This is a genomic window from Bacillus sp. Bwzl_19, from assembly GCF_054900515.1.
The window spans coordinates 1,460,501-1,484,120 of the sequence record NZ_CM142729.1; the positions used below are offsets into that span (position 1 = coordinate 1,460,501).

Below are 23,620 nucleotides of genomic sequence, written 5' to 3' on the forward strand. Positions count from 1 at the left end.
AAGCTTCCCGTCTTCCGCAAGCGGAGCTTTATTAAATCATGCAAAGGAACGTGCTTGTTCGAATTTGGTTGTAGATTCTGGAAAGAGGAGTGTCCGTACATGGCTGATTCTTTTCTGTTTTATAATCTTTCTGAAGCACAAATGACCTTTCAAGACGTGATGGAGCGGCTGAAACGCTTTGTCAATCAAGACCCCCGTTCAGCATACGTGCTGTCTGTAGGGACCGATTCACAAGTTTACCGCGAGTTCACAAAGTTTATTACGGCTATACACTTGCACCGCACAGGCAAGGGAGCTTGGGGCTGTTTGAAAAATCACGATCTTGCAAGACCGATACATAGCCTTCGCGAAAAAATTTCGCTGGAAACCGCATTCAGCCAGGAGATGGCTGCGCATATTCTCGACGGGCGCTTTATGGAACTTACAGATTTGCTCCTGCCTTTCGCGGATGAAGGGGCGGATCTTACATTTGAAGTGCATCTGGATATCGGCCGAAAAGGACTTACAAAAGAGTTGATACAAGAAATGACCGGACGCATTACCTCGATGGGCATTGAAGCGAAAATCAAGCCCGATTCCTGCACAGCATTCAGTTATGCCAATCGTTACACAAAATAATATTTCATACAGAATCCGCAAAATGTCGAATTATGCGGTTGACGATTTTTTTCTGTTTACTTATTCTAGCGGTAGAGCTGAAAGTAAATTACACTTTGCTTTCAGAGGTATTCAGTAAAAAATAGGGGGCCTGATTACGTATGAGTCTTATCGGTGAACGATTTACGGAAGAAGAACAAAAACTTCTGCTGAATATCCTGATCAATCATGAATATGCCATTGAGCTTTTGACCAGCGAAATCAACGATATAGAAGCAGGGTCAAAAAGCGTTGATGGAACCACTTATAAAAAACTCGTCACGCTTTATGACCGTTTTCGGAACGAAAATTAATCAGCGGCCTATAAATTGATACTCGATTGCAAAGAGTATCTTTTTTATTGACGGAAACTTTTCAACAAAAAATGATAATGTTTATATTATTGCGATATAGGGAATACATGTTTTGATGAAAAATGTAAAGGGGTCGAAGTGACATGATTAGCTTACAATCAGATCAGCTTCTTGATGCAACAGTCGGACAATTTATGATTGAGGCGGATAAAGTGGCGCACGTACAAGTCGGAAACAACCTTGAGCATGCTCTTTTAGTGCTCACAAAAACCGGCTATACCGCCATTCCCGTCCTGGACGCTTCGTACCGTCTGCACGGTTTGATCGGGACAAATATGATTATGAACAGCATTTTCGGACTTGAACGGATTGAGTTTGAGAAGCTGGATCAAATTACGGTTGAGGAAGTCATGCTGAAAGACATTCCCCGTCTCCACATCAATGATCCGATTATCAAAGGGTTCAGCATGGTCATTAATAACGGCTTTGTCTGCGTTGAAAATGATGAAGGCGTCTTTGAAGGCATTTTCACGAGAAGAGTCGTGTTAAAGCAGTTAAGCAGCCATATCAGATCATTGAATAAGTAGGCTCGCACGATCAGCCTATTTGTTCTTCGCATGCCAGAAAAAGAAAACGCATACATATGAGTGATGCTTGCCTCGGCAGCCTTTATTTTATTAGAATGGTAGATAAGAAATACGAAAAGGCATTGAAAAGGAGGACGACATGCAGCTTCAAGAGCTTCATATGCTCGTAGTTTTAGCTGAGGAATTAAACATGAGGAAGGCTGCCGAACGGTTATTCGTGTCACAGCCGGCTCTGTCCCAGCGATTGCAGACCATTGAAAAAGCCTGGGGAACAAAGATCTTTCTAAGATCTCAAAAAGGACTTACGGTAACGCCGGCAGGAGAAAAAATCATACAATTTGCAAATGATGTCACGGATCGGCAAGAGAGAATAAGAGAAAATATTGATGAACTTGAAGGAGAAATTCACGGCACATTGAAGCTTGCCGTCGCCTCCATTATCGGGCAGCACTGGCTTCCGAAAGTGTTAAAAACATATGTGGAGCGATATCCGAACGCAAAAGTTTCTCTCATTACAGGGTGGAGCAGTGAAATGCTGAAAAGTCTGTATGAAGATCAGGTACATATCGGCATTATCCGGGGAAATCCGGAATGGAAAGGCCGAAAAGATTATTTAATGACCGATCATTTATATTTGGTCGATACGGAAATTTCCTGTATTGATGATATTGCCCATACCGATCGGCCGTTTATCCAGTTCAAAAGTGACAGTACATATTTTCAGGAAATTCAGCATTGGTGGCATCAAAAATTCAAAACCTCGCCGAAACAGACGATCCTCGTCGATCAGATTGAAACGTGCAAGCAGATGGCGCTGCACGGGATCGGTTATGCCATTCTGCCGTCAGTCACCTTAGAAGAGGAAGACAAAGTAAATAAAATGCCCCTGCTTGATGCTAAGGATCATCCGATCGGCCGTGATACATGGCTGCTCGGTTATGAGCCGGCATTTGAATTAAAACAGGTGCAGGCTTTTGTTTCGGTCGTCAAAGATATGCTGAAACAGGAACGCCCTTTTTAAAAAGAGACAGTAATCATGCTGTCTTTTTTTTATTTTTCATTGACAATGAAAATCATTATCATTTAAAGTATTGTATAAGTTAATGAAAATCATTATCAATTACGGGGTGATCATGTGCAGAAAGCATTAATTATATACGCAAGCATGTCGGGGAATACAGAGGATATTGCCGGCATTATAAAAGAAACACTGAGTGAGCATCAGATTGCAATTGACTGTCTTGACATGGATGAGGCAGATGCGGATTCTCTCGAAGCATATGATTATGTTTTTGTCGGAACGTACACATGGGGGGACGGTGATCTTCCTTACGAAGCGGAAGATTTTTATGAAGATATTCTGCATCGCCAGCTCAACGGACTGAAAACGGCTTGTTTCGGTTCAGGCGACCACGCCTATCCGAAGTTTTGCGAAGCGGTCACGCTGTTTTGCGAAGCGTTTGAAAAGGCCGGCGCCAATTTATATCCGGAAACGCTGAAAATTGAGCTGGCGCCTGAGACGGCTGAAGATCAGGAATGCTGCAAAGAATTTGTCCGCGGTTTTCTTGCATGGGCCGCACACCACGGAGACCGGTGCCATGTTTCATAAAGGCGCGACGGCTGTCATGGCATCAGTGTCTTCGGGATATTTTGTCGCTGTAAAAGGCGAAGGCATTTTTCATTTTTCTGGGGAAGAAGGCTGGAAACGGCTGTACCGGATGAAAAGCAAGATTCATGTGCTGACTTACATCGGGCCTTACATATTCGGAGCTGGAGAAAAAGGCGCCGTCCTCAGATCGGCCGATCAGGGAAAGACCTGGACGGCATCCCGCTTTCCGACCAGCGCCTCCGTATGGGCTGTTGCCGGTCGGAATGACGGGTTTGTCTGTGCTCACGGCACGCACTGCCTCTATTTATCTGATGATTTCGGTGTCACTTGGCATGTGGCCAAGCCCTTTTCACAATTGAAGGAGCCGCCAGTAATCCGTTCGCTTTGTTTGCACGGTAAGACGATTTATATCGGCACCCGGATTCATATGAATCATGGCGGCATTTGGGCGTATGATCTGACGAAAGACCGCGTCCGGCGTATAAGCTGTGAAAGGCAGCGCATGACGGCCTCAATGCTCATGTATCAGAAGGATTGGCTCATTGCGGCAAAAGGTGCGGCGAAGGGAGAGCGGGGCGAGGTTTCTGTCCGAAACGTGCGGACGGAAGAGGAGTTTGCCATTTCAGCCGGACCTGCCATACGGGAAAAATCATTTCTCGACGTTTCCGAGGATAACGGTATTATTTATGTCACTTCGTCACAGGACGAACACGGGTTTTCGCGCATTTATCAAGCTGATTTCGCCGCCGGTGAATTAAAATGGTTTGATACGATCCGCGGTCACGGATGGCGGGTGGCCAACCGGAAAGAAAGCTTTTTTTGCGCGGGCCTTTACGAATGTAAATTTGTCAGACCGTATGAGGCGGCCCGGCTCGCACATTAGTTTTAATACATAAAGGAGAGACGAAGATGGGGAATGTATTGCTTGTTTATGCTACAATGTCAGAAAACACCGAAGCGATGGCGAATTTGATTGAAAAAGGGCTGATTGAAGCAGAAGCAACAGTAGACAGATATGAAGCGATGGATATCGATGCCGAGCTTTTTAATGATTACGAACACATCTTATTAGGGACATATACTTGGGGAGACGGGGATCTTCCTGATGAATTGCTGGATATTGCTGAAGATATGGAAAACCTGGATTTTGCGGGGAAAACATTTGCTTTGTTCGGTTCCGGTGATATGTCCTACGAGTTTTTTTGCGGAGCGGTGGACGAATTGGAAAAAGTGATCACGGCCCGCGGAGGACGGGTGGCGCTGCCATCAGTCAAAATTGAAAACAATCCTGAAGGCAGCGAGGAAGAGGAGCTCCGGGACTTCGGAAGACAGTTCGCCGCGCTGTGCAGCCAGCCGGCGGAATAAAGGCTTGTTCCTTTTTTTCTTGTCTTTGTATCCTTCCTTTGTTACAGTAATGAGGTAGAAAATCAGAGGAGGACAATACATATGAAAATGATGGATGCAAATGAAATTATTTCATTTATTCAAAATAGTACAAAATCAACACCTGTAAAAGTGTATGTAAAAGGCGACCTTGAGGGAATCAGCTTTGGAGATTCCTCTAAAACATTCCTAAACGGCCAATCCGGCGTCGTTTTTGGCGAGTGGGCTGACATTAAAGCCGCAATTGAAGAAAACAAAGACAAAATTGAGGATTACGTCATTGAAAATGACCGCCGCAACTCTGCAATTCCGATGCTTGACATGAAAGATGTAAAAGCGCGCATCGAGCCTGGCGCTATTATCCGCGACCAAGTCGAAATCGGCGACAATGCCGTTATCATGATGGGTGCGTCTATTAATATCGGTTCAGTCATCGGCGAAGGCACAATGATTGATATGAACGTTGTGCTCGGAGGACGCGCGACTGTCGGCAAAAACTGCCACATCGGAGCGGGTTCTGTATTAGCGGGTGTCATCGAGCCGCCAAGCGCTAAGCCTGTTGTCGTGGAAGACGACGTTGTAATCGGCGCAAATGCGGTTGTTCTTGAAGGCGTAACAATCGGTAAAGGCGCGGTTGTCGCTGCGGGAGCCATCGTTGTAAACGACGTTGAGCCATATACCGTTGTAGCGGGAACACCAGCGAAAAAAATCAAAGATATCGATGAAAAAACAAAAGGCAAAACAGAAATCAAACAGGAATTACGCCAGCTGTAAGGAATGGTTTGATAGAATGGGCGTGGATGATAAAATCCACGCCTTATTCTTATCTTAAGGAGGAATACATATGGAAAAAGAGCGGCTCATTTCTATCCGGAGAGATCTGCACCGCATCCCGGAGATCGGCTTTCAGGAATATAAAACACAGCAGTACCTGCTGAATATATTGAACCAATACCCGGAAGAAAGAATTGAAATCGAAACTTGGAGAACCGGCATCTTTGTTAAAGTCAACGGCACGGCTCCGGAAAAAATGCTTGCCTACAGAGCGGATATAGACGCTTTGTCGATTGAAGAACAGACTGGACTTCCGTTTTCATCGGAACACCCCGGTTTTATGCACGCATGCGGCCACGACATGCATATGACCATCGCACTCGGCATTATTGATCATTTTGTCCATCATCCGGTCAAGCATGATCTGCTCTTTTTATTTCAGCCGGCTGAAGAAGGACCCGGCGGAGCGGAACCGATGCTTGAAAGCGATGTGCTGAAAAAATGGACGCCGGATTTGATCACTGCCCTCCATATAGCACCTGAGCTGCCGGTGGGCACAATCTCCACCAAAAGCGGATTGCTATTTGCCAATACAAGTGAGCTTGTCATCGACCTTGAAGGGAAAGGCGGACATGCGGCATATCCGCATACAGCAGACGACATGGTCGTCGCCGCAAGCACGCTTGTCACGCAGCTGCAAACGGTCATATCCAGAAATACGGATCCGCTTGACAGCGCGGTGATTACTATCGGAACGATTACCGGGGGCACGGCGCAAAATATCATCGCAGAGCATGCTCATCTGGAAGGAACGATCCGGACGCTTTCTGAGGAATCAATGCGCATGGTGAAAAAGCGGATTGAAGAACTCGTCAAAGGGATTGAAATCGGCTTCCGCTGCAAAGGGAAGGTCACGTATCCGTCCGTTTATCATCAAGTCTATAATACAAGCGGCCTGACCGAAGAATTTATGCAATTTGTCAAAGATCATAATCTTGCAGAAGTGAAAATGGCGAAAGAAGCGATGACCGGAGAAGATTTCGGGTATATGCTGAAAAAATATCCCGGCTTTATGTTCTGGCTCGGAGCGGATTCTTCCCACGGGCTTCACCATGCAAAGCTGAACCCGGATGAAGGCGCGATGGAAACCGCAGTCAATGTCATGGTCGGATATTTTTCGGAGTATGCCAATTAAATCCGAAAAGAAGAATAATCTAACAAAAATTGAGCACTCTACATAACGGAGGTGTTCAATATGACGAAAAAAATTGGAATTGAACAATCTTTATCGGATGTAGAACAGGCGTTAAAACAAAAAGGATATGACGTAGTGATGATGAAGACTCCTGAGGATGCGAAGGATTGTGACTGCTGTGTCGTAACCGGACTTGACAGCAATGTCCAAGGCATCGCCGATACGTCAACTCAGGCTCCCGTCATTACGGCTTCCGGAATGACCGCTGACGAAATCTGCAGCGAAGTAGAAAAAAAATTTCATTAAAAAGAAAAAACCGAAGCTTATGCTTCGGTTTTTTTATTCGCCGGAAGCGGCGTTTTTAAAACGGTCGAGCGCGATTTTCATTTCTCTCCGCAGCACGCGTTCAACCCGCCATTGCTCCATATTTTCTGTTTTCGCAATGATTCTGATGACCATTTCTGATGTGCTTAAATCCTGAACCCCGATGACGTCCGGCCCTTCCTTAATCTGCGGGAGCTCAGCGGCTGCTTTGTCACACGCGGTTTGCAGAACCTGAATGGTTTCATCGAGATTCTTTTCAAGCGGCACCTTAATATCGACAAGCGCCTGCATCGTTCCGCGGGAATGATTGCTCACATTCGTGATGCCCCGGTTGGGAAGATAATGAAGCGTGCCGTCAAAGCTCCTGATTTGCGTCGTACGGAGACCGACCTGCTCGACAATGCCGCTGTAGCCTGCAACTGTAATATAATCACCGACATCGATCTGTTTTTCCAAAAGGATAAAAAATCCGGTAACGATATCACTGACAAGCCCCTGAGCGCCGAATCCGACTGCAAGGCCCACCACGCCGGCACCGGCAATGAGAGCGCTCGGATTGTAGTGAAATAAATCCAATATCATCACGATAAAAACGAAAATCAGTATGTATCCGTACACATTAAGCGCGAGGCTTCGCAAAGTATAAGCGCGGCCCGTAGAGAGGTTGTTCTGTTTTTCGAATTTCTGAAACAGATGCTTGATCAGCTTTTTGCCTGCCGTCCGAAAAATAAAATACGCTAAAATGATGAGAGCCAGCTTTACGGTGAAAATCCCGGCAGAGGTGATAAGGCCGGCCCAATCAAAGTGTTTTAAATCAATCATAGTGGTGTCTCCCTTTCAAGTCTATTGCAGAAAAGTCAAAAGTGGTTTACCCGTTTTTCCAATAAGATAAACCTTTTACTAGAAACCAGTTATTTACATTCAGGGTTTGGCATATTGACCGGTTTCTATATCATTATTTTTGTGAAGATAGTAATTGAACGGGAATCTTCAATCTTATTTTAACATGGGGATTCAGCTGAATCATACACTTTTGAGGGAGAATGGCATATGAGGAATTCGGCGTGTTAATTGAAGAAGAAGGTGCAGTGTTTCCCGGGGGCGAATGTCCCACAACAGCATCGGGCAGTGACGTTGATAAAACATTGAGTGTTCTAAACGGCGAACTTTCTCCTGCGAACCGGAAGCCCGGACAAAAAACGTTTTCATCCGTTCGGAAACAGACAAAATCACAGACCTTTTTAAATTCTGATCGATAACGGAGGGACATAAGATGAAATTACATCAGCAAATGCCTGAATTGACAGGCGCTAAAGCCTGGTTTAACGGAGAAGTCACGAAGGAACAGCTGGTCGGTGAGAAGCCGGCATTGATTCATTTCTGGTCCGCCAGCTGCCAGATGTGTAAAGAAGCGATGCCGAAGGTGAATGAGTTTCGTGATAAATATAAAGATCATTTGAATGTGGCGGCCGTTCACATACCCCGTTCCGAAGATGATCTTGACCTTAAAAAAATCAAGAAAACAGCGGCTGAACACGGCATCTCTCAGCCGATTTACATCGACAGCAATCATTCGCTGACTGAAGCGTTTGAAAATGAGTATGTGCCGGCTTATTACGTTTTTGATAAAACCGGACAGCTCCGCCATTTTCAAGCGGGAGGAAGCGGGATGGCAATGCTTGAAAAACGCATCAGCCGCATTCTTTCAGAAACAGAGCAGGCTTCCGAGTGACCGGGACAATCTCCGCCGGTCTTTTGTATTGGTTCTGAAAGTCCTTTGCAGTTGGGCAGCAGGGTTTTTTATGCTTATTGGATAAAAATTCCAAAATGTCATAAATGATTTGTTGAGCTTCGGTAAAAACGAAAGAGAAACAGGAGAAAACACGCTGTACCGCATGTTTTCTCCATATCATTATCTTTTACATATTATAGTCGAAAATTGTAGATATTACGCTAATTTTCATTAAACAAGTAATTTTAAGTTATATTTTGAAATGGTTCAATAAATTGGAACATTGCCCAGAATCACCTATATGATAGGGGATTTTTGCATATAAAGTACCATTTTCAGAAAATAAGCAATTTTTCATAGAGTAAATAAAATAGTAAAATGATAAAATAATAGTTGATAAAATTACTTTTGTAATCTAATATCTTAATAAAAGCGTTTAAATTTTTGACAGGGGGTTTTACACATGTTTAATGAAAGAGAAGCGCTGCGCTTACGTTTAGAACAATTGAACGAAGCAGAGGTAAAAGTCATTCGTGAATATCAAATAGAACGTGATAAAATATATGCAAAACTGAGAGAATTAGACAATACGGGCAGCCTGTCCGATACAAAAAAAGAGTTTCGTCCGGAGAAAAAAAGTGACTCTCTCCCAGTGCTTGCAGAGCTTGCAGCACAGGAAATGAGAAGCTACCAAAAGCCGCAGACACAGCCTCAATCCACCCAGCCGCAAATGCAGTCTATTACGACTCTTCCAGCCGGCATTCCAGACGGTTCTACTAGAAGAAGAAGAGGGACGGCAAGACCGGGTTCAAAGGCGGCAAAACTGCGCGAAGCAGCCATTAAAACATTGAAACGCCACAATGCAGCAATCAAAAGTTCAGAACTGCAAAAGGAAATTGAAAAGGAAAGCGGCCTTGAAATTCCTAATATGACAACCTTTATGCAAAGCTTAATTAAAATGTATCCTGAAGTGAAAAAACCATACCGCGGCCAATATATTCTTGAGGGAGAAATTTCTCAGGAAACAGCAGAAACGGGAAATGATACGGCTGCTGAATAAAACAGTAAAAACTGCTTGTGTTACTCAAGCAGTTTTTTTGCGCTTTCCCGCTTGTTCTGCGGAAGTGACGTATCTTTTACCGCCTTTTTTTCAAGCTTGACGACATATTTTTGGAAAGGTTTTTCTTCATCAGCCCGTTCTTTTAACGCGTCCAGTTTTTCATCAAACGACTGATCACGGGACTCTGATTGTGCAAACTGTTTTTGCAGGGAGAGGACTTGTTCGGTGACGGCTTTAAGCAAGTCTTCTGCCTGAACAGTCCCGGCGGAAGCGGAAGGAAGTTCCAGGTCCTGTTCTGCCGGTTCAGCCGTGCGGCTGTCAATATCAGCAAAATGGCCGGCAATCCAAGCATCACTTTCGTCCAGCTGCCTTTTGTATGAGAGAATGGTTTCTTGAAATAACTTTTCTTTCGTTTTTTCTATTTCTACAAGCCGTTCTTTTGTTTCTAGTATTCGATCTCTCATATGATTAATTTCTATTTTAATATGTTTGAGCTGATATTCCTTTTCTGTAATTTGTGTGTGCAGCCGGGTATTTTCTTCTGCTGCGGCGTGAAAACGCCGTTTCGTATCTTCGTGAGAAGTCTGTTCGGTTTGTATGGCGGTCTCAAGTGAGCGGATGCGGGTATGTAAGTTTTTATTTTCTTCTTCAAATTTTACATTTGTGAGATGCAGCCGGTGTTTTTCTTCCATCTCATTTTTCCGCCGAAACGTTTCCTGCTGCAGCAGTTCTTGCAGAATGACGATTTTATCGAGCAGTCCGGCCCTGATTTCATGCAAAGAACGTTCTGTGTCATTCGTTTGTTTGTGTTTTTGCGCCATGGCTTCCAATTCGCCAGAAAGCTTGTGAAGCTGTTCTTTAATATTGGCGTTTTCCTGCTGCAGCTTATTGTTTTTTTGATGAAAGTAGCTTGCTTCAAATTCAGAAATTAATTTTCTGCATCTGGAAAGTTCGGATTTCAAATAAAGGTTCTCTTGAGAAGTGTCGTGGAAAAACGGACCTGATATTTTCATAAGAACCATCTCCCTCATGATGTTAACACTACAATATGGGAAAGGGCAGACGGCTATTCCTCTTAATTAAACAGACAAGCACTGTAATTATTGTATTTCGGCTGAGGCGTTTGCTATGCTTTTATACAGAATGGGAGAGAGATGACATGAAACGGGTGAATGTAATATTAGCAGGGGGAGCTTCCCGGAGATTCGGAGAACCGAAAGCTTTTGCAAAATGGAAGGACGGCATGTTTTATGAACAGGCGAAAAAAGCCTTCGGCAGCGGAGAAACCGTAATTATCAGCCGCCCTGAACATATAAAAACGTTTTTATCAAACAAAGAGAGGCATGTTTTTGCCGATGTGCCCCAGTTTCGGGGAATGGGGCCGCTGGCCGGCATTTATACGGCAATGAAACAAACAGAAGGCGAAACATATACGGTCATATCCTGTGACACACCGCTCGTGACAAGAAAGACGATGGCTGCGCTTGAAATGAAGCTGACCGGAAATCTTGACGCTGTTATCCCAATTTGTGAAAACAGAGAGCAGCCTCTCGTGGCGGTTTATCATAAACGGGTGCAAGCGGTGCTTTTGGATCAGCTTACACAAAACAAGCTGAAAATGACAGACACTCTGAAACAGCTGTCTGTCTGTTATGTGCAGGCTGAAGAAATCGGTGCCGCGCCGGAGGAGTTCGCTAATATCAACACACGGGATGATTACACCAGACTTTTGGCACATATCGAGTCTTCAAATCAGGACTGATTGTGAAGAAACATGGTATGATGGAAATAAAAATTGCAAGGGGACAATACAGATGGAAGAGCGCTATTCGCGGCAGACAAGATTTAAGCCGATAGGGGAAAAAGGGCAGAAGTCGCTGGCTGACAGCAGTGTCCTGATTGTCGGGGCCGGAGCCCTCGGAACAGCCGCGGCAGAGGGCCTGGCAAGAGCCGGAGCAGGCCGTATGGCGATTATTGACCGGGATTATGTGGAATGGAGCAATTTACAAAGACAGCAGCTGTATACAGAAGAAGACGCGAGACAGCGACTGCCGAAAGCCGTGGCGGCCAAGGCGCGTCTTTTGGCGGTAAACAGTGACATACATATAGAAGCTTACGCGGCGGAAGGTACCGCGGAAACGCTCGAACCGCTGATCGAAAAAGCGGATTGCATCGTGGATGCGACAGATAATTTTGAAACGAGAATGGTCATCAATGATCTGGCGCTGAAAACGAAAACACCTTGGATTTACGGTGCCTGTGTCAGCAGTCAGGGAATGTGTATGACGATTATTCCGGGGGTTACGCCGTGTTTATCCTGCCTGTTCGAGCAAATGCCCGTGGGCGGAGCGACATGTGATACAGCAGGCATCATATCTCCGGCGGTTCATATCGTCTCTGCTTATCAGCAGGCTGAGGCGCTGAAATTGCTGACGGGAAATCATGCCGCCGTAAATCGGCGCTTTTTCACGTTTGATGTGTGGAATAACACCAATATGAGCATAAATGTGGATCAGACCAAACGGGATCATTGCCCTTCCTGCGGCACGGAGCCCGTATACCCGTATCTGCAGCCTGAAAACAGACCGAAAGCAAGCGTGCTGTGCGGAAGAGACACTGTTCAAATCAGATCGGAAGCGTTAAAGAGGCTGGATAAAGAAGAGCTTGTCAAGCGACTGAAGAAAATCGGTAAAGTGGAAGCAAATGAATTTCTGCTACATATTGCGTACGAGGACTTCAGAATCGTTATTTTTCAAGACGGACGGGCACTGATCCACGGGACAAATGACATAAAAGAAGCAAATTCAGTTCTGGCCAGAGTGATCGGACTGTAAAAAGGGGAGATATTGCTATGCTTGAAAAAAGAACGCCGATTCAGGTGGACGAAGCAGTCCGCCGGGTGGGCCGGTATAAAAAACAAGGGGATACCGAATGGGTGCCGCTGGAGGACAGTCTCCACCGCTATCTGGCGGAAGATGTTAAAGCGGACCATGACGTACCGGCTTTTGACCGTTCTCCGTATGACGGGTTTGCCATCAGGGCGCGCGATTCAAAGACGGCTTCCCGTGACAATGCCGTCACGTTTGAAGTAATTGACCACATCGGAGCCGGCGCCGTGTCAGAAAAAGAGCTCGGACCGTATGAAGCTGTCCGCATCATGACAGGGGCGCAGATTCCAAAAGGCGCGGATGCCGTGGTGATGCTTGAGCTGACAAAGACGTTTTCTGAAAACGGTACGGATTACATGTCAGTGAAACGCCCTTTTCATGCGGGCGATAATATTTCATATCAAGGAGAAGATGCGAAAAAGGGCAGCTCTCTTTTAAAAAAAGGAACGAAAATCACGCCGGGCGTCACCGCTCTTTTGGCAACCTTCGGCTATGCTTCCGTTCCCGTGGTCAGAAAACCGGTTGTCGGCATTATCGCCACGGGAACCGAGCTTCTTCATGTAAGCGATCCGCTTGAGCCGGGGAAAATCCGCAACAGCAACGCGGCCATGGTGTATGCCCAGATCATTGAAGCGGGTGCGGTACCGCTGAACTTAGGCAAAATTTCCGATGATTTTGATGACAGCTATGCTGCGGTGAAGGAAGCCATGAAAAAGACTGACTTTTTGATCACGACAGGCGGCGTGTCAGTCGGCGATTTTGATTTTCTTCCTGACATTTATGATAAGCTCGGAGCGGAAGTTCTTTTTAACAAAGTGGCAATGCGTCCGGGGAGCGTGACAACTGTCGCCCGGGCCGATGATATGCTGCTGTTCGGCCTTTCCGGCAATCCGTCCGCATGTTACGTCGGTTTCACCCTGTTTGTAAAACCGATGATCCAGACGTGGCTTTTAAATGAAAAACCTCACTCCGGGTGGGCGGAAGCCGTGTTGACAAATGACTTTCCAAAGCCGAATCCGTTTACGAGGTTTGTGAGGGCGTTTGTTTACCATAAGGACGGAAAGATGATGGCGTCACCGGTCGGTCTCGACAAATCAAGCTCTGTCACATCTCTTGCCGAAGCAAACGCGTTTATCCTTCTGCCGGGAGGAACGAGGGGATATGAAGCGGGCATGACGGTCCACGCGCTCCTCATCCGGGATGAGAATGGAAGTGAATGGCCGTGGTCAATTCTTTCCCGATCGTCCAGATCGTAGGTTTTCAAAACAGCGGTAAAACAACGTTTATCGAACGTGTGCTGAAAGCGGCGCCGACAGAGTGCACTATCGGATGTTTAAAGCACCACGGACATGGCGGGGAACCGGACCCTTTTTCAGACGGAAAAGATTCAGAACGTTTATCAAAAGCCGGAGCTGCGGTTACGGCAGTAGAAGGGGACGGCGTGCTGCAGCTTACGGCGCGAAAAAAATGGGATTTGGCGGGTTTGATCGGCCTGTATGAATATCTGGGAGTTGACTGCCTTTTTATAGAGGGGTTTAAACATGCGCCGCATCCGAAAATCATCATGATCAAAAACAGCGAAGAATGGCAAAAACTGAAGCATTTGGAGCGCGTGATCGCGGTTGTCAGCAGAAATACGGAGCATATGCCGACAGACGCAGATATGCCCGTATTCCATGCTGACGATCCGGCTGCCATTATGTTTGTGCTTTCGCAGCTGAAAGGGGAATCTGCTTAAATGGAACGTTTTCAAATTACAAGGGAACCGATTATTGCGGAAAATATCGTAAAAAAAGTTGAAAAGCGTGAAGCCGGGGCCATCACAACGTTTATCGGCACGGTCAGAGAGTGGACTGCCGGACGGCGGACGGTGCGTCTTGAATATGAAGCGTATGAGCCCATGGCTGTTCAAATGCTTTCTCAAATCGGCGATGAAATCTGCGCGAAATGGGAAGGGGCCGAAGCTGCAATCACTCACCGTGTCGGCGTCCTTGATATCGGAGAAGCAGCGGTCGTAATCGCCGTGTCCTCTCCGCACAGAAAGGCGGCATATGAGGCGAATGAATATGCTATTGAACGGATAAAACAGATTGTGCCGATATGGAAAAAAGAAATCTGGGAAGACGGTGAAGAATGGATAGGCGATCAGCTGGAAACGACGCCCTATCCGAACGGAAAACCGGATTTGAATAAAGGGGAATCGCGATGATTAAAGTACTTTTGTTTGCCGGGCTTGCGGAGCAGGCAGGAACACCGGTCATTGAACTTGACGAAAAGGAGGCGGCAGCGTCTGCTGTAAAAGCGCTGTTAAAGGAACGGTACGGCCTTCAATCGATTGACAATGCCATGATAGCGATCAATGAAACATACGTAAAAGACAACAGCACCGTAACAGAAGGCGATACCATTGCCTTTATCCCTCCTGTAAGCGGAGGATGAAAAAAAGCCGGATGGGCATCATTGCCATCCGGTTTTTTTTTGTACAGCCGCAGATAACATTCAGCTGCAGCGCCGAATTCCTAAGAAGGATAAAATGGAATTTAAAGGATTTTACAATTAAGGTCGTTTTCTTTACATATACAGGCTGAAAACGGCGCCCGCACAAGGTTTTGAGCCTCCCTCCATATCCGTCTGATGATGATCCTTTTTTACATAATTATGGAACGTAAAAGTATGAAATTGTGTTACAATTTAGCATAAATACGCAAACGGCAAAAAAATTGAAACTTCTCTAAGCCTGTTGCGTACGTATAAACAGAATAATACATAGGAGGCTTCAGCAATATGGAACCTAATCTGGAAAAAAGCAATACGGAAATAACCGAAAAACCGTCAGTTTTCGGCGTCATCACAAGTCCTGTAGTGCAGTTTAAAAGACTAAGAGAAAAGCCGGTCATCGGCATTCCTCTCCTGATTGTCATCATTCTCATCGCAGCCGGGAGTATTTTGCGCGGGCTGGGGATGAATTATGAAGAAGTGCTGAACAGCTCAACTCTTGAAGGATTGACAGATGATCAGATTGAAATGACCAAAACCCTCACTAAATTCGGTTCGATTTTCGGAGGAATCTTCGGGGGCATTATCGGTCTTTTTATCATTCCGCTCATTTACTGGCTGTGCGTCAAAATTTCGGGCGGCGTGACAACTTACAAAAAAATGCTCTCACTCGGCCTCTTCACGGCGTTTATTACCAATATCGGCTTAGTCATTAACGGTCTTGTCACTTATTTTACCGGAGCGGGCTCCCTGTACGCCGTTACATCTTTGGCGAGTGTCATACCGGCCGGAGACGGCGTTGCGGTCTTTTTAAGCGCGTTCGACGTTTTCAGCATCTGGAGCTATATTCTGCTCGCTTTGGGACTTCGCTATACCGGCGGCATTTCGAAAAAAGCGGCCTGGACTTCCGCGATTGTCCTGTTTGTTATTATGCTTTTGGTATCGGCAGTCGGAGGACTGTTAAGTTCAATGACAGCAGGTGTGTAACATGAAAAAACTTTGGATCGGAATCGGCATCGCCGTAATTGTTGCAGTATTCATCGGTATCAATATTTATAAGTCTGCCGCTCCCGCGGGCGGCAGCGCCGGGGAAAAGGTCGAAACCGGAACCATGGAAAAAAGAAAAATCTCATCTTCGGTCATGGTGCCGGGAACACTTAAATTCTCCAAGGAACAGTATGTTTTTTATGAAGCGGATAAAGGAACCCTTGATAAGGTGAAAGTAAAAGAAGGCGACAAGGTAAAAGAAGGGTCGTCATTAGTCACTTATACAAACGAGCAGCTCAATCTTGATAAAGAACAAAATGAGTTGACAGAACAATCAAAACGGCTGCAAATTGAACAAATTGAAGAAAAACTCAGAGCATTAAACAGTAAAGAAAAAGATCTGGCAAAACAAGTGGGAGAAGCGGAAGCCCAAAAACAAATAGAATCCGAACGGACTGATCTGCAGCTTCAGCAAAAAACGGCGGAAATCGAATTAAAGCAATCTGATCTGCAAAAGCAGTCTCTTGAAAACCAAGTGGCGAATCTCACTGTCAAGAGTGAAATGGACGGAACGGTTATCTCGGTAAATCAAGAAGCAGCTTCTAAAAAATCGGATATTCAAGAACCGGTAATACATATAGGCGACCCGGAACACCTGATCGTTGCCGGCAATTTGTCCGAATACGACACGCTGAAAGTGAAAAAGGGACAAAGCGTTACGATTACCTCTGACGCCATTCCTGATAAAACATGGAAGGGAAGAGTGGCGGCTGTCGGTCTCGTTCCAGAACAAAAGTCAGGCGCCGCTTCGGGCGGAAACACGGAACAAGCCGTGCAGTATCCGTTTCAGGTCAAGCTGATCGGAAACCTTCCGGAGGGCAAACCGGGGTTTAAACTCATTATGAACATTGAAACCGACAAACGGAAAGCCGACACTCTGCCGTCTTCAGCAGTCAAAAAAGACGGAGATGAGCACTGGGTCTTTACGGTAAAAGACGGGAAGGCCAAACGCGTGAAAGTCAAAGTCGGCGACACCGCGAAGCAGCTGACGGAGATAAAAGAGGGACTTTCAAAGGATGATAAAGTCATTCTGAATCCGGCTGACGGTTTGACTGACGGAACGGATGTGAAAGCATAGATGATTCAGCTTTCAAAAGTGAAGAAAAGCTATCAGATCGGCAAGGAGACGTTTGATGTTCTCCGTTCAATCGACCTGACGATTGAAGAGGGAGAATATGTGTCAATTATGGGACCGTCGGGATCAGGAAAATCGACGATCATGAATATCATCGGCTGTCTGGACAGACCGACATCAGGCAGTTACAGGCTTGCGGGCGAAGATGTATCGTCATGCACGGAAAAAGAGCTTGCGGCGGTCCGGAACAAATCAATCGGATTTGTCTTTCAGCAATTTCAGCTGCTGCCGCGGTTGAATGCAAGAAAAAATGTCGAACTGCCCATGATCTACGCCGGAATCGGCAAAAAAGAGCGTGAGGAACGGGCGGAGCATGCGCTGGAAAAAGTCGGTTTAGCGGACCGGATGCTTCACATGCCGAATGAGCTGTCCGGCGGCCAAAAACAGCGTGTCGCGATTGCAAGAGCCATCGTTAACGAACCGAAGCTTATTTTGGCTGATGAGCCGACCGGCGCGCTGGATACGAAAACAAGCATTTCCATCATGGAGCAGTTCACGGAGCTTAATGCAGAGGGTGTAACCGTGGTACTTGTCACTCATGAGCCTGAAGTGGCGGACTGTACAAACAGAGTGATTTTCGTCCGTGACGGCATGATCGTTTCCCGCGATTCTGAGCAGAGGAGAGTGGGGGAATGAGCCTGTTAGAAAATCTCCGGATGGCTCTCGGCTCCGTAAGAGCTCACAAGCTGAGATCGATTCTGACGATGCTCGGCATCATTATCGGCGTCGGTTCAGTAATCGTTGTGGTGGCAGTCGGCCAGGGCGGAGAGCAAATGCTGAAGCAATCCATAAGCGGGCCGGGCAATACGATTGAATTGTTTTATCTGCCGAGTGATGAAGAATTAACAGCCAATCCGAACGCTTTGCAGCAAGCGAGTTTTACAGAAGAAGATATTAATGGATTAAAAGGAGTAGCCGGCGTAAAGCAGGTTGTCGCTTCTGCTGTAAAATCAATGACGGCCCGTTATCACGAAGAAGAAACGGATATTACGCTGAATGGCATTAACAGCGGCTACATGGACGTAAAAAAGCTGGATGTTCAAGATGGACGGACCTTTACGGACAATGATTTTCTTTCCGGGAAAAGAGCGGGAATCATCTCGAAAAAAATGGCTGAAAAGCTGTTCGGGAAAACATCTCCGCTTGGAAAAATCGTCTGGGCCGGCGGGCAGCCTGTAGAAGTAATCGGTGTATTAAAAGAAGAGAGCGGTTTTTTATCGTTAGGACTCAGTGAAATGTATGTCCCGTTCAACATGCTGAAAACGTCTTTCGGTACAAATGACTACAGCAATGTTTCCATACAGGCGGATTCAGCCGACCAAATCAAAACAACAGGAAAAGAAGCGGCCCGTCTCTTAAATGACAATCACGGAACAAAAGAGGCTTATCAAGTCATGAATATGGAAGAAATCGCGGCGGGCATCGGCCAGGTCACGACCGTCATGACGACGATCATCGGTTCGATCGCCGGTATTTCTCTCGTTGTCGGCGGGATCGGGGTCATGAATATTATGCTTGTATCAGTGACGGAACGGACAAGAGAAATCGGCATCCGCAAATCGCTCGGTGCGACGAGGGGACAGATTCTGACGCAATTCTTAATTGAATCCGTTGTGCTTACTTTAATCGGCGGGTTAATCGGAATCGGTCTCGGTTACGGGGGAGCATCACTCGTTTCCCTTATCGCAGGGTGGCCGTCGCTCGTTTCCTGGCAGGTGGTTTGTATCGGCGTGCTGTTCAGTATGCTGATCGGTGTCATTTTCGGCATGCTGCCAGCCAACAAAGCATCACGCTTAGATCCGATTGAAGCGTTACGGTATGAATAACCGGCGCCCCATGCAGAATGCATGGGGGTTTTTCTTGTTTTAATGATTGAATGAATATAATAGACTTTTTTCATTTATGATAAAAAGAAAATGTCATACAATTGTCCCCCTTTTTGTCGAATTTACAGTTTACAAACCCTATGTACATACGTTAATATGAACAAATGTGAAAGATTTTGATAGTTATTGAATGAATTTGAGTGATTTTAGTTGCTTGAAGTAAAAAAAGCGTTTACAATAATCTTATAGCCGAAATGAATACGTTTTCAAAGGAGGCGGAATATGCTCACTCCTGAAAGGTATCAGCTGATTATTGATCAGATTGAAAAGCGTGATGTGGTAAAGATTCAAGAGCTGATAAGCATGACAAACGCTTCTGAATCAACGATCAGAAGAGATTTATCAACACTAGAAGAGCGCGGATTTTTAAAGCGCGTTCATGGCGGGGCATCTAAACTTTCCAACAGCAGGCAAGAACCCGATATGATTGAAAAATCCTCCAAAAACCTTCAAGATAAGCTGAAAATTGCAGAAAAAGCGGCATCTTTATTAGAAGAAGGTGACTGTATTTATCTTGATGCGGGAACAACTACATTGCACATGATTGATTTTATAGATCAAACAAAGGACATTGTGGTTGTCACAAACGGAGTTATGCATATCGACGCTTTAATAAGGAAAGGGATTCCCTTTTATCTTCTCGGAGGGTATGTGAAACATCGAACAGGTGCGATGATCGGCGGCGCCTCATTAACGGCGATTAGCCAGTACCGTTTTGATAAAAGCTTTCTCGGTGTGAACGGCGTGCACATTGAAGCCGGATTTACAACACCCGATCCGGATGAGGCTCTTCTGAAGACAAAGGCTCTGAGCCAGGCGAAAAATGCCTATGTATTAGCCGATCCTTCTAAATTCGGCGAGATTTCTTTCGCAGCGTTCGCCGCCTTGGGCGACGCCGCTATCATTACCACGGAAGCTGAAGAACTTGCATTCGATAATTACCAAGAAAAAACTGTCGTAAAGGTAGTGAAACCATGATTTACACTGTAACCCTCAATCCGTCTGTTGACTATATTGTTCACGTTGAAGATTTTGCCGTAGGCGGTTTAAACCGTTCCAGCTATGACACGAAGTATCCCGGCGGAAAAGGCATCAACGTTTCAAGATTACTGAAAAGACACCATGTGCCGTCAAAAGCAATGGGGTTTGTCGGCGGATTTACCGGAAATTATATAACGTCTTTTTTACAGCAAGAAGGTCTGGAAACGGCTTTTTCTGAAGTGGATGAAGACACTCGTATAAATGTAAAACTGAAAACGGGCGACGAAACGGAAATTAACGGACAGGGCCCGACAATTTCAGACGAAGTGTTCAGTGCCTTTTTAGAACAGTTCTCCGCTCTGAAAGAGGGAGACATCGTCGTTTTAGCGGGAAGCATTCCATCTTCCCTGCCGCAAAACACTTATGAAAAAATTGCAGAGACATGCAGAAAGCAGAATGCCCGCGTTGTGGTGGACATCTCCGGAGAAGCGCTGATGAAAGCGACAGAAATGAAACCGTTTTTGATGAAGCCGAACCATCACGAGCTTGGTGAAATGTTCAATACGGTCATTGATTCAGCTGAAGCTGCCGTTCCTTACGGAAAAAAATTAATTGAACAAGGCGCTGAACACGCGATTGTTTCGATGGCTGGCGACGGTGCGCTTTTATTTACGAAAGACGCGGTTTTCCTTGCTAATGTTCCTAAAGGGAAGCTGGTCAATTCCGTAGGCGCGGGTGATTCCGTTGTCGCAGGATTCCTTGCGGGGATCTCAAAACAGCTGCCTTTGGAAGATGCGTTCCGGTTAGGTGTTGCTTCCGGAAGCGCGACGGCATTTTCTGAAGAGCTCGGAACTGAAGAGTTTGTACAGCAGCTTCTTCCTGAAGTTCAAGTCACACGTCTATAGAGGAGGAAAGAAAAGTGAAGATAACTGAGCTGTTAACAAGAGATACAATTCATCTCAATATAGAAAGCAAAGAGAAAGAAAACGTTATCGATGAAATGGTGACAGTGCTTGATAAAGCCGGCAGATTAAATGACAGAGAGGCTTACAAAGCAGCCATTTTAAATCGTGAAAGCCAAAGCTCGACGGGAATCGGCGAAGGCATTGCCATTCCTCACGCGAAAACGGCGAGCGTCATTAACCCGGCTATCGCATTCGGACGTTCAAAAGAAGGTGTGGATTATGAATCATTAGACGGTCAGCCGGCACACCTGGTCTTTATGATTGCGGCAACCGAAGGAGCGAATAATACGCACCTTGAGGCATTATCAAGACTTTCTACGCTTCTCATGCGTGAAGAAATCCGCAAACAGCTTCTTGAAGCTGAATCGGAAGACGCGATCATTGACATCATCAATCAGCATGACAAAGATGACGATGAGGAAGAAGAAGAGCAGGAAGAACAGGCAGCGCCCTCAGGAAAGGGCAAAATCCTTGCCGTCACGGCATGTCCGACGGGTATCGCCCATACATTCATGGCAGCTGACGCACTGAAGGAAAAAGCGAAAGAGCTCGGCGTCGAAATTAAAGTAGAGACAAACGGCTCAAGCGGTATTAAACATAAGCTGACGGCTCAGGAAATTGAAGACGCGCCTGCGATTATCGTAGCGGCTGATAAACAGGTTGAAATGGAGCGCTTTAAAGGCAAACATGTTCTTCAAGTGCCTGTAACGGCCGGTATCAGACGTCCTCAGGAACTGATTGAAAAAGCCGTTAATCAAGATGCGCCGATTTACGAGGGCAGCGGCGGGGGATCTTCCGCTTCAAATGAAGACGGTCCGAAACAGAAATCAGGCACAAGCATCGGAAGCACTTTCTATAAACACTTAATGAGCGGTGTCAGCAACATGCTGCCATTTGTCGTCGGCGGCGGAATCCTCGTTGCGATTTCATTCTTCTGGGGAATTCATTCAGCTGATCCGAAAGACCCGACATATAACACGTTTGCTGCAGCGCTGAACTTTATCGGCAGCGACAATGCGTTAAAACTGATTGTTGCAGTTCTTGCCGGATTCATTGCAATGAGTATTGCGGACCGTCCGGGATTTGCTCCGGGGATGGTCGGCGGATTTATGGCTACGCAGGCGAATGCCGGATTCTTAGGCGGGCTGATTGCCGGATTCTTAGCCGGTTATGTCGTGATCCTGCTGAAAAAGCTGTTCGTCTTTATCCCTCAGTCTCTTGACGGATTAAAACCTGTATTGATTTACCCGCTACTCGGTATTTTTATCACAGGTGTCCTGATGCAGTTTGTCATTAACACACCTGTAGCAGCGTTTATGAATTTCTTAACAAATTGGCTTGAAAGCCTTGGAACAGGCAACCTTGTTTTAATGGGTATTATTTTAGGCGGTATGATGGCTATCGACATGGGCGGCCCGCTCAATAAAGCGGCGTTCACTTTCGGAATTGCGATGATCGATGCCGGAAACTATGCGCCGCACGCTGCCATCATGGCAGGCGGAATGGTTCCGCCGCTTGGAATCGCACTGGCGACAACATTCTTTAGACACAAATTCTCTAAACGTGACCGTGAAGCCGGTATTACGTGCTACTTCATGGGAGCCGCTTTCGTTACAGAAGGCGCTATCCCGTTTGCAGCGGCTGATCCGCTTCGCGTCATCCCTGCAGCCGTTATCGGTTCTGCGGTAGCGGGCGGACTGACAGAATTTTTCCGGGTAACGCTTCCTGCACCGCACGGAGGAGTATTCGTTGCATTCATTACGAATCATCCGCTGCTCTACTTATTGAGCATCGTGATCGGAGCGATCGTGACGGCGGTTATCTTGGGAATCATCAAAAAGCCGGTTGAAGAGAAATAAGCAAAAAGCGCCCGTAAAGGGCGCTTTTTTCAATGATATACGCATAGAAGCGTTATGTATTTTATAATGAGTTGTGATAAAGTAAAGATGGTACATGAACTGAAACAGTGATCGTCTAGGAGGAACCACGTTGACTGAAGAACAAAAACCTACTTCTGAAAAATCGGTAAAAAGAAAATCCAACACGTATTGGGAATGGGGAAAGGCCATCATTATAGCAGTCGCACTTGCGCTGTTAATCCGCCATTTCCTGTTTGAACCGTACTTAGTGGAAGGATCATCAATGTACCCGACATTACATGACGGTGAACGGCTGTTTGTCAACAAAAGCGTCAATTATATCGGCGAAATCGAGCGGGGGGACATCGTCATTATTAACGGCGATACATCGAAAGTCCATTATGTAAAGCGGCTCATCGGAAAACCGGGAGAAACGGTTGAAATGAAAAATGACACGCTTTATATAAACGGCAAAAAAATCGCAGAACCGTACCTCGCGAGCAATAAAAAAGAAGCGAAAAAACTGGGAGTCAACCTGACGGGAGATTTTGGCCCCGTAAAGGTTCCGAAAGGCAAATACTTCGTCATGGGCGACAATCGGCTGAATTCAATGGACAGCCGGAACGGACTCGGTTTAATTGCCGAAAACCGGATCGTCGGCACCTCGAAGTTTGTGTTCTTCCCGTTTCATGATATGCGTCAGACAAAATAAAAACGCCGCGCTGCCCGATTCGGACGGCCGGCGTTTT

Annotated in this window: 28 protein-coding genes and 1 pseudogene; 27 read left to right on the top strand and 2 right to left on the bottom strand. The window is 46.0% G+C overall.

The annotated features are described in order from the left end of the window. Positions 1–99 precede the first annotated feature (99 nt). The 10 genes from ACW5MY_RS07745 to ACW5MY_RS07790 all read left to right on the top strand — a co-directional run bounded on the left by ACW5MY_RS07745 (position 100) and on the right by ACW5MY_RS07790 (position 6,804). Entirely contained in the window at positions 100–618 is a 519-nt protein-coding gene (locus ACW5MY_RS07745; RefSeq protein ID WP_013352075.1) for a ribonuclease H-like YkuK family protein, read from the top strand. 140 nt (positions 619–758) lie between these two features. After that, complete coding sequence (abbA, locus tag ACW5MY_RS07750) at positions 759–950, top strand: antirepressor AbbA (protein WP_013352076.1); 192 nt, start codon at positions 759–761, stop codon at positions 948–950. Positions 951–1,093: 143 nt separating this feature from the next. Then, on the top strand, positions 1,094–1,537 hold the full coding sequence (cbpB, locus tag ACW5MY_RS07755; RefSeq protein ID WP_003154608.1) for a cyclic-di-AMP-binding protein CbpB: 444 nt from the start codon (positions 1,094–1,096) through the stop codon (positions 1,535–1,537). Between the two features lie 139 nt (positions 1,538–1,676). Next, the gene (gene ccpC, locus ACW5MY_RS07760) at positions 1,677–2,558 is read left to right on the top strand and encodes a transcriptional regulator CcpC (protein WP_013352078.1); all 882 of its coding nucleotides are present in this window, start codon (positions 1,677–1,679) and stop codon (positions 2,556–2,558) included. Positions 2,559–2,672: 114 nt separating this feature from the next. Then, positions 2,673–3,146 (top strand): flavodoxin, encoded by a 474-nt coding sequence (locus ACW5MY_RS07765; RefSeq protein ID WP_013352079.1) that lies wholly within the window; start codon positions 2,673–2,675, stop codon positions 3,144–3,146. Then, positions 3,136–4,029, top strand: coding sequence for a WD40/YVTN/BNR-like repeat-containing protein (locus ACW5MY_RS07770; RefSeq protein WP_013352080.1), 894 nt, complete (start codon positions 3,136–3,138; stop codon positions 4,027–4,029). The genes ACW5MY_RS07765 and ACW5MY_RS07770 overlap by 11 nt, the downstream gene beginning before the upstream one ends. Before the next feature lie 26 nt (positions 4,030–4,055). After that, positions 4,056–4,511 (top strand): flavodoxin, encoded by a 456-nt coding sequence (locus tag ACW5MY_RS07775; protein ID WP_013352081.1) that lies wholly within the window; start codon positions 4,056–4,058, stop codon positions 4,509–4,511. Positions 4,512–4,592: 81 nt separating this feature from the next. Further along, complete coding sequence (gene dapD / locus ACW5MY_RS07780; protein WP_013352082.1) at positions 4,593–5,303, top strand: 2,3,4,5-tetrahydropyridine-2,6-dicarboxylate N-acetyltransferase; 711 nt, start codon at positions 4,593–4,595, stop codon at positions 5,301–5,303. A 70-nt stretch (positions 5,304–5,373) separates the two neighbouring features. Next, positions 5,374–6,498, top strand: coding sequence for an N-acetyldiaminopimelate deacetylase (locus tag ACW5MY_RS07785; protein WP_013352083.1), 1,125 nt, complete (start codon positions 5,374–5,376; stop codon positions 6,496–6,498). A gap of 60 nt (positions 6,499–6,558) precedes the next feature. After that, complete coding sequence (locus tag ACW5MY_RS07790) at positions 6,559–6,804, top strand: YkuS family protein (RefSeq protein ID WP_013352084.1); 246 nt, start codon at positions 6,559–6,561, stop codon at positions 6,802–6,804. A gap of 33 nt (positions 6,805–6,837) precedes the next feature. On the opposite strand, the gene ACW5MY_RS07795 is transcribed toward ACW5MY_RS07790, so the two are convergent. Next, entirely contained in the window at positions 6,838–7,644 is an 807-nt protein-coding gene (locus ACW5MY_RS07795; RefSeq protein ID WP_013352085.1) for a mechanosensitive ion channel family protein, read from the bottom strand. A gap of 233 nt (positions 7,645–7,877) precedes the next feature. On the opposite strand from ACW5MY_RS07795, the pseudogene ACW5MY_RS07800 reads away from it, so the two are divergent. The 3 genes and pseudogenes from ACW5MY_RS07800 to rok all read left to right on the top strand — a co-directional run. Then, positions 7,878–8,081, top strand: a pseudogene (locus ACW5MY_RS07800) (peroxiredoxin); the annotation flags it as partial. 14 nt (positions 8,082–8,095) lie between these two features. Next, positions 8,096–8,554 (top strand): TlpA family protein disulfide reductase, encoded by a 459-nt coding sequence (locus ACW5MY_RS07805; protein WP_014470457.1) that lies wholly within the window; start codon positions 8,096–8,098, stop codon positions 8,552–8,554. Between the two features lie 463 nt (positions 8,555–9,017). Then, on the top strand, positions 9,018–9,614 hold the full coding sequence (rok, locus tag ACW5MY_RS07810; protein WP_013352088.1) for a transcriptional regulator Rok: 597 nt from the start codon (positions 9,018–9,020) through the stop codon (positions 9,612–9,614). Between the two features lie 20 nt (positions 9,615–9,634). Here the strand turns inward: rok and ACW5MY_RS07815 are convergent, their stop codons facing one another. Beyond that, positions 9,635–10,627 (bottom strand): coiled-coil domain-containing protein, encoded by a 993-nt coding sequence (locus ACW5MY_RS07815; RefSeq protein ID WP_013352089.1) that lies wholly within the window; start codon positions 10,625–10,627, stop codon positions 9,635–9,637. Positions 10,628–10,773: 146 nt separating this feature from the next. Between ACW5MY_RS07815 and ACW5MY_RS07820 the strand changes: the two genes are divergently transcribed. The 14 genes from ACW5MY_RS07820 (at position 10,774) to sipT (ending at position 23,583) form a co-directional block, all read left to right on the top strand. Then, the gene (locus ACW5MY_RS07820; RefSeq protein WP_013352090.1) at positions 10,774–11,376 is read left to right on the top strand and encodes a molybdenum cofactor guanylyltransferase; all 603 of its coding nucleotides are present in this window, start codon (positions 10,774–10,776) and stop codon (positions 11,374–11,376) included. 52 nt (positions 11,377–11,428) lie between these two features. After that, positions 11,429–12,448, top strand: coding sequence for a molybdopterin-synthase adenylyltransferase MoeB (locus tag ACW5MY_RS07825; RefSeq protein WP_013352091.1), 1,020 nt, complete (start codon positions 11,429–11,431; stop codon positions 12,446–12,448). 17 nt (positions 12,449–12,465) lie between these two features. Then, on the top strand, positions 12,466–13,758 hold the full coding sequence (locus ACW5MY_RS07830) for a molybdopterin molybdotransferase MoeA (RefSeq protein WP_013352092.1): 1,293 nt from the start codon (positions 12,466–12,468) through the stop codon (positions 13,756–13,758). Continuing rightward, the gene (mobB, locus tag ACW5MY_RS07835) at positions 13,719–14,240 is read left to right on the top strand and encodes a molybdopterin-guanine dinucleotide biosynthesis protein B (protein WP_014471749.1); all 522 of its coding nucleotides are present in this window, start codon (positions 13,719–13,721) and stop codon (positions 14,238–14,240) included. The genes ACW5MY_RS07830 and mobB overlap by 40 nt, the downstream gene beginning before the upstream one ends. Continuing rightward, a complete protein-coding gene (locus ACW5MY_RS07840; protein ID WP_013352094.1) occupies positions 14,241–14,711 on the top strand; it encodes a molybdenum cofactor biosynthesis protein MoaE in 471 nt (156 codons plus the stop codon). Beyond that, a complete protein-coding gene (moaD, locus tag ACW5MY_RS07845) occupies positions 14,708–14,941 on the top strand; it encodes a molybdopterin converting factor subunit 1 (RefSeq protein WP_013352095.1) in 234 nt (77 codons plus the stop codon). Before ACW5MY_RS07840 ends, moaD begins: the two co-directional genes overlap by 4 nt. Before the next feature lie 345 nt (positions 14,942–15,286). Beyond that, positions 15,287–15,985: a YknW family membrane protein gene (yknW, locus tag ACW5MY_RS07850; RefSeq protein ID WP_013352096.1), complete on the top strand. Its 699-nt coding sequence runs from the start codon at positions 15,287–15,289 to the stop codon at positions 15,983–15,985. A 1-nt stretch (position 15,986) separates the two neighbouring features. Continuing rightward, complete coding sequence (locus tag ACW5MY_RS07855; RefSeq protein ID WP_013352097.1) at positions 15,987–17,123, top strand: efflux RND transporter periplasmic adaptor subunit; 1,137 nt, start codon at positions 15,987–15,989, stop codon at positions 17,121–17,123. Next, the gene (locus ACW5MY_RS07860; RefSeq protein ID WP_013352098.1) at positions 17,124–17,816 is read left to right on the top strand and encodes an ABC transporter ATP-binding protein; all 693 of its coding nucleotides are present in this window, start codon (positions 17,124–17,126) and stop codon (positions 17,814–17,816) included. It abuts the gene before it with no gap. Next, positions 17,813–19,006: an ABC transporter permease gene (locus ACW5MY_RS07865; protein ID WP_013352099.1), complete on the top strand. Its 1,194-nt coding sequence runs from the start codon at positions 17,813–17,815 to the stop codon at positions 19,004–19,006. The genes ACW5MY_RS07860 and ACW5MY_RS07865 overlap by 4 nt, the downstream gene beginning before the upstream one ends. 282 nt (positions 19,007–19,288) lie before the next feature. After that, positions 19,289–20,044 carry a DeoR/GlpR family DNA-binding transcription regulator gene (locus ACW5MY_RS07870; RefSeq protein ID WP_013352100.1) on the top strand — a complete coding sequence of 252 codons (756 nt, stop codon included), beginning with the start codon at positions 19,289–19,291 and terminating at the stop codon, positions 20,042–20,044. Then, on the top strand, positions 20,041–20,952 hold the full coding sequence (gene pfkB / locus ACW5MY_RS07875; RefSeq protein WP_013352101.1) for a 1-phosphofructokinase: 912 nt from the start codon (positions 20,041–20,043) through the stop codon (positions 20,950–20,952). The genes ACW5MY_RS07870 and pfkB overlap by 4 nt, the downstream gene beginning before the upstream one ends. A gap of 14 nt (positions 20,953–20,966) precedes the next feature. Next, complete coding sequence (locus ACW5MY_RS07880) at positions 20,967–22,871, top strand: PTS fructose transporter subunit IIABC (protein ID WP_013352102.1); 1,905 nt, start codon at positions 20,967–20,969, stop codon at positions 22,869–22,871. 130 nt (positions 22,872–23,001) lie between these two features. Beyond that, positions 23,002–23,583: a signal peptidase I sipT gene (sipT, locus tag ACW5MY_RS07885; RefSeq protein WP_003154568.1), complete on the top strand. Its 582-nt coding sequence runs from the start codon at positions 23,002–23,004 to the stop codon at positions 23,581–23,583. The last annotated feature ends 37 nt before the right edge of the window (positions 23,584–23,620 follow it).

Coding starts and splice junctions, on each gene's coding strand:
- ACW5MY_RS07825 (WP_013352091.1), top strand. CDS start 11,429: ATGGAAGAGCGCTATTCGCGGCAGACAAGATTTAAGCCGATAGGGGAA.
- ACW5MY_RS07820 (WP_013352090.1), top strand. CDS start 10,774: ATGAAACGGGTGAATGTAATATTAGCAGGGGGAGCTTCCCGGAGATTC.
- ACW5MY_RS07865 (WP_013352099.1), top strand. CDS start 17,813: ATGAGCCTGTTAGAAAATCTCCGGATGGCTCTCGGCTCCGTAAGAGCT.
- ACW5MY_RS07775 (WP_013352081.1), top strand. CDS start 4,056: ATGGGGAATGTATTGCTTGTTTATGCTACAATGTCAGAAAACACCGAA.
- moaD (WP_013352095.1), top strand. CDS start 14,708: ATGATTAAAGTACTTTTGTTTGCCGGGCTTGCGGAGCAGGCAGGAACA.
- ACW5MY_RS07790 (WP_013352084.1), top strand. CDS start 6,559: ATGACGAAAAAAATTGGAATTGAACAATCTTTATCGGATGTAGAACAG.
- yknW (WP_013352096.1), top strand. CDS start 15,287: ATGGAACCTAATCTGGAAAAAAGCAATACGGAAATAACCGAAAAACCG.
- ACW5MY_RS07815 (WP_013352089.1), bottom strand. CDS start 10,627: ATGAAAATATCAGGTCCGTTTTTCCACGACACTTCTCAAGAGAACCTT.
- abbA (WP_013352076.1), top strand. CDS start 759: ATGAGTCTTATCGGTGAACGATTTACGGAAGAAGAACAAAAACTTCTG.
- ACW5MY_RS07855 (WP_013352097.1), top strand. CDS start 15,987: ATGAAAAAACTTTGGATCGGAATCGGCATCGCCGTAATTGTTGCAGTA.
- ACW5MY_RS07840 (WP_013352094.1), top strand. CDS start 14,241: ATGGAACGTTTTCAAATTACAAGGGAACCGATTATTGCGGAAAATATC.
- ACW5MY_RS07860 (WP_013352098.1), top strand. CDS start 17,124: ATGATTCAGCTTTCAAAAGTGAAGAAAAGCTATCAGATCGGCAAGGAG.
- ACW5MY_RS07785 (WP_013352083.1), top strand. CDS start 5,374: ATGGAAAAAGAGCGGCTCATTTCTATCCGGAGAGATCTGCACCGCATC.
- rok (WP_013352088.1), top strand. CDS start 9,018: ATGTTTAATGAAAGAGAAGCGCTGCGCTTACGTTTAGAACAATTGAAC.
- ACW5MY_RS07795 (WP_013352085.1), bottom strand. CDS start 7,644: ATGATTGATTTAAAACACTTTGATTGGGCCGGCCTTATCACCTCTGCC.
- mobB (WP_014471749.1), top strand. CDS start 13,719: ATGGCCGTGGTCAATTCTTTCCCGATCGTCCAGATCGTAGGTTTTCAA.
- ACW5MY_RS07830 (WP_013352092.1), top strand. CDS start 12,466: ATGCTTGAAAAAAGAACGCCGATTCAGGTGGACGAAGCAGTCCGCCGG.
- ccpC (WP_013352078.1), top strand. CDS start 1,677: ATGCAGCTTCAAGAGCTTCATATGCTCGTAGTTTTAGCTGAGGAATTA.
- ACW5MY_RS07770 (WP_013352080.1), top strand. CDS start 3,136: ATGTTTCATAAAGGCGCGACGGCTGTCATGGCATCAGTGTCTTCGGGA.
- pfkB (WP_013352101.1), top strand. CDS start 20,041: ATGATTTACACTGTAACCCTCAATCCGTCTGTTGACTATATTGTTCAC.
- ACW5MY_RS07805 (WP_014470457.1), top strand. CDS start 8,096: ATGAAATTACATCAGCAAATGCCTGAATTGACAGGCGCTAAAGCCTGG.
- cbpB (WP_003154608.1), top strand. CDS start 1,094: ATGATTAGCTTACAATCAGATCAGCTTCTTGATGCAACAGTCGGACAA.
- ACW5MY_RS07870 (WP_013352100.1), top strand. CDS start 19,289: ATGCTCACTCCTGAAAGGTATCAGCTGATTATTGATCAGATTGAAAAG.
- dapD (WP_013352082.1), top strand. CDS start 4,593: ATGAAAATGATGGATGCAAATGAAATTATTTCATTTATTCAAAATAGT.
- ACW5MY_RS07745 (WP_013352075.1), top strand. CDS start 100: ATGGCTGATTCTTTTCTGTTTTATAATCTTTCTGAAGCACAAATGACC.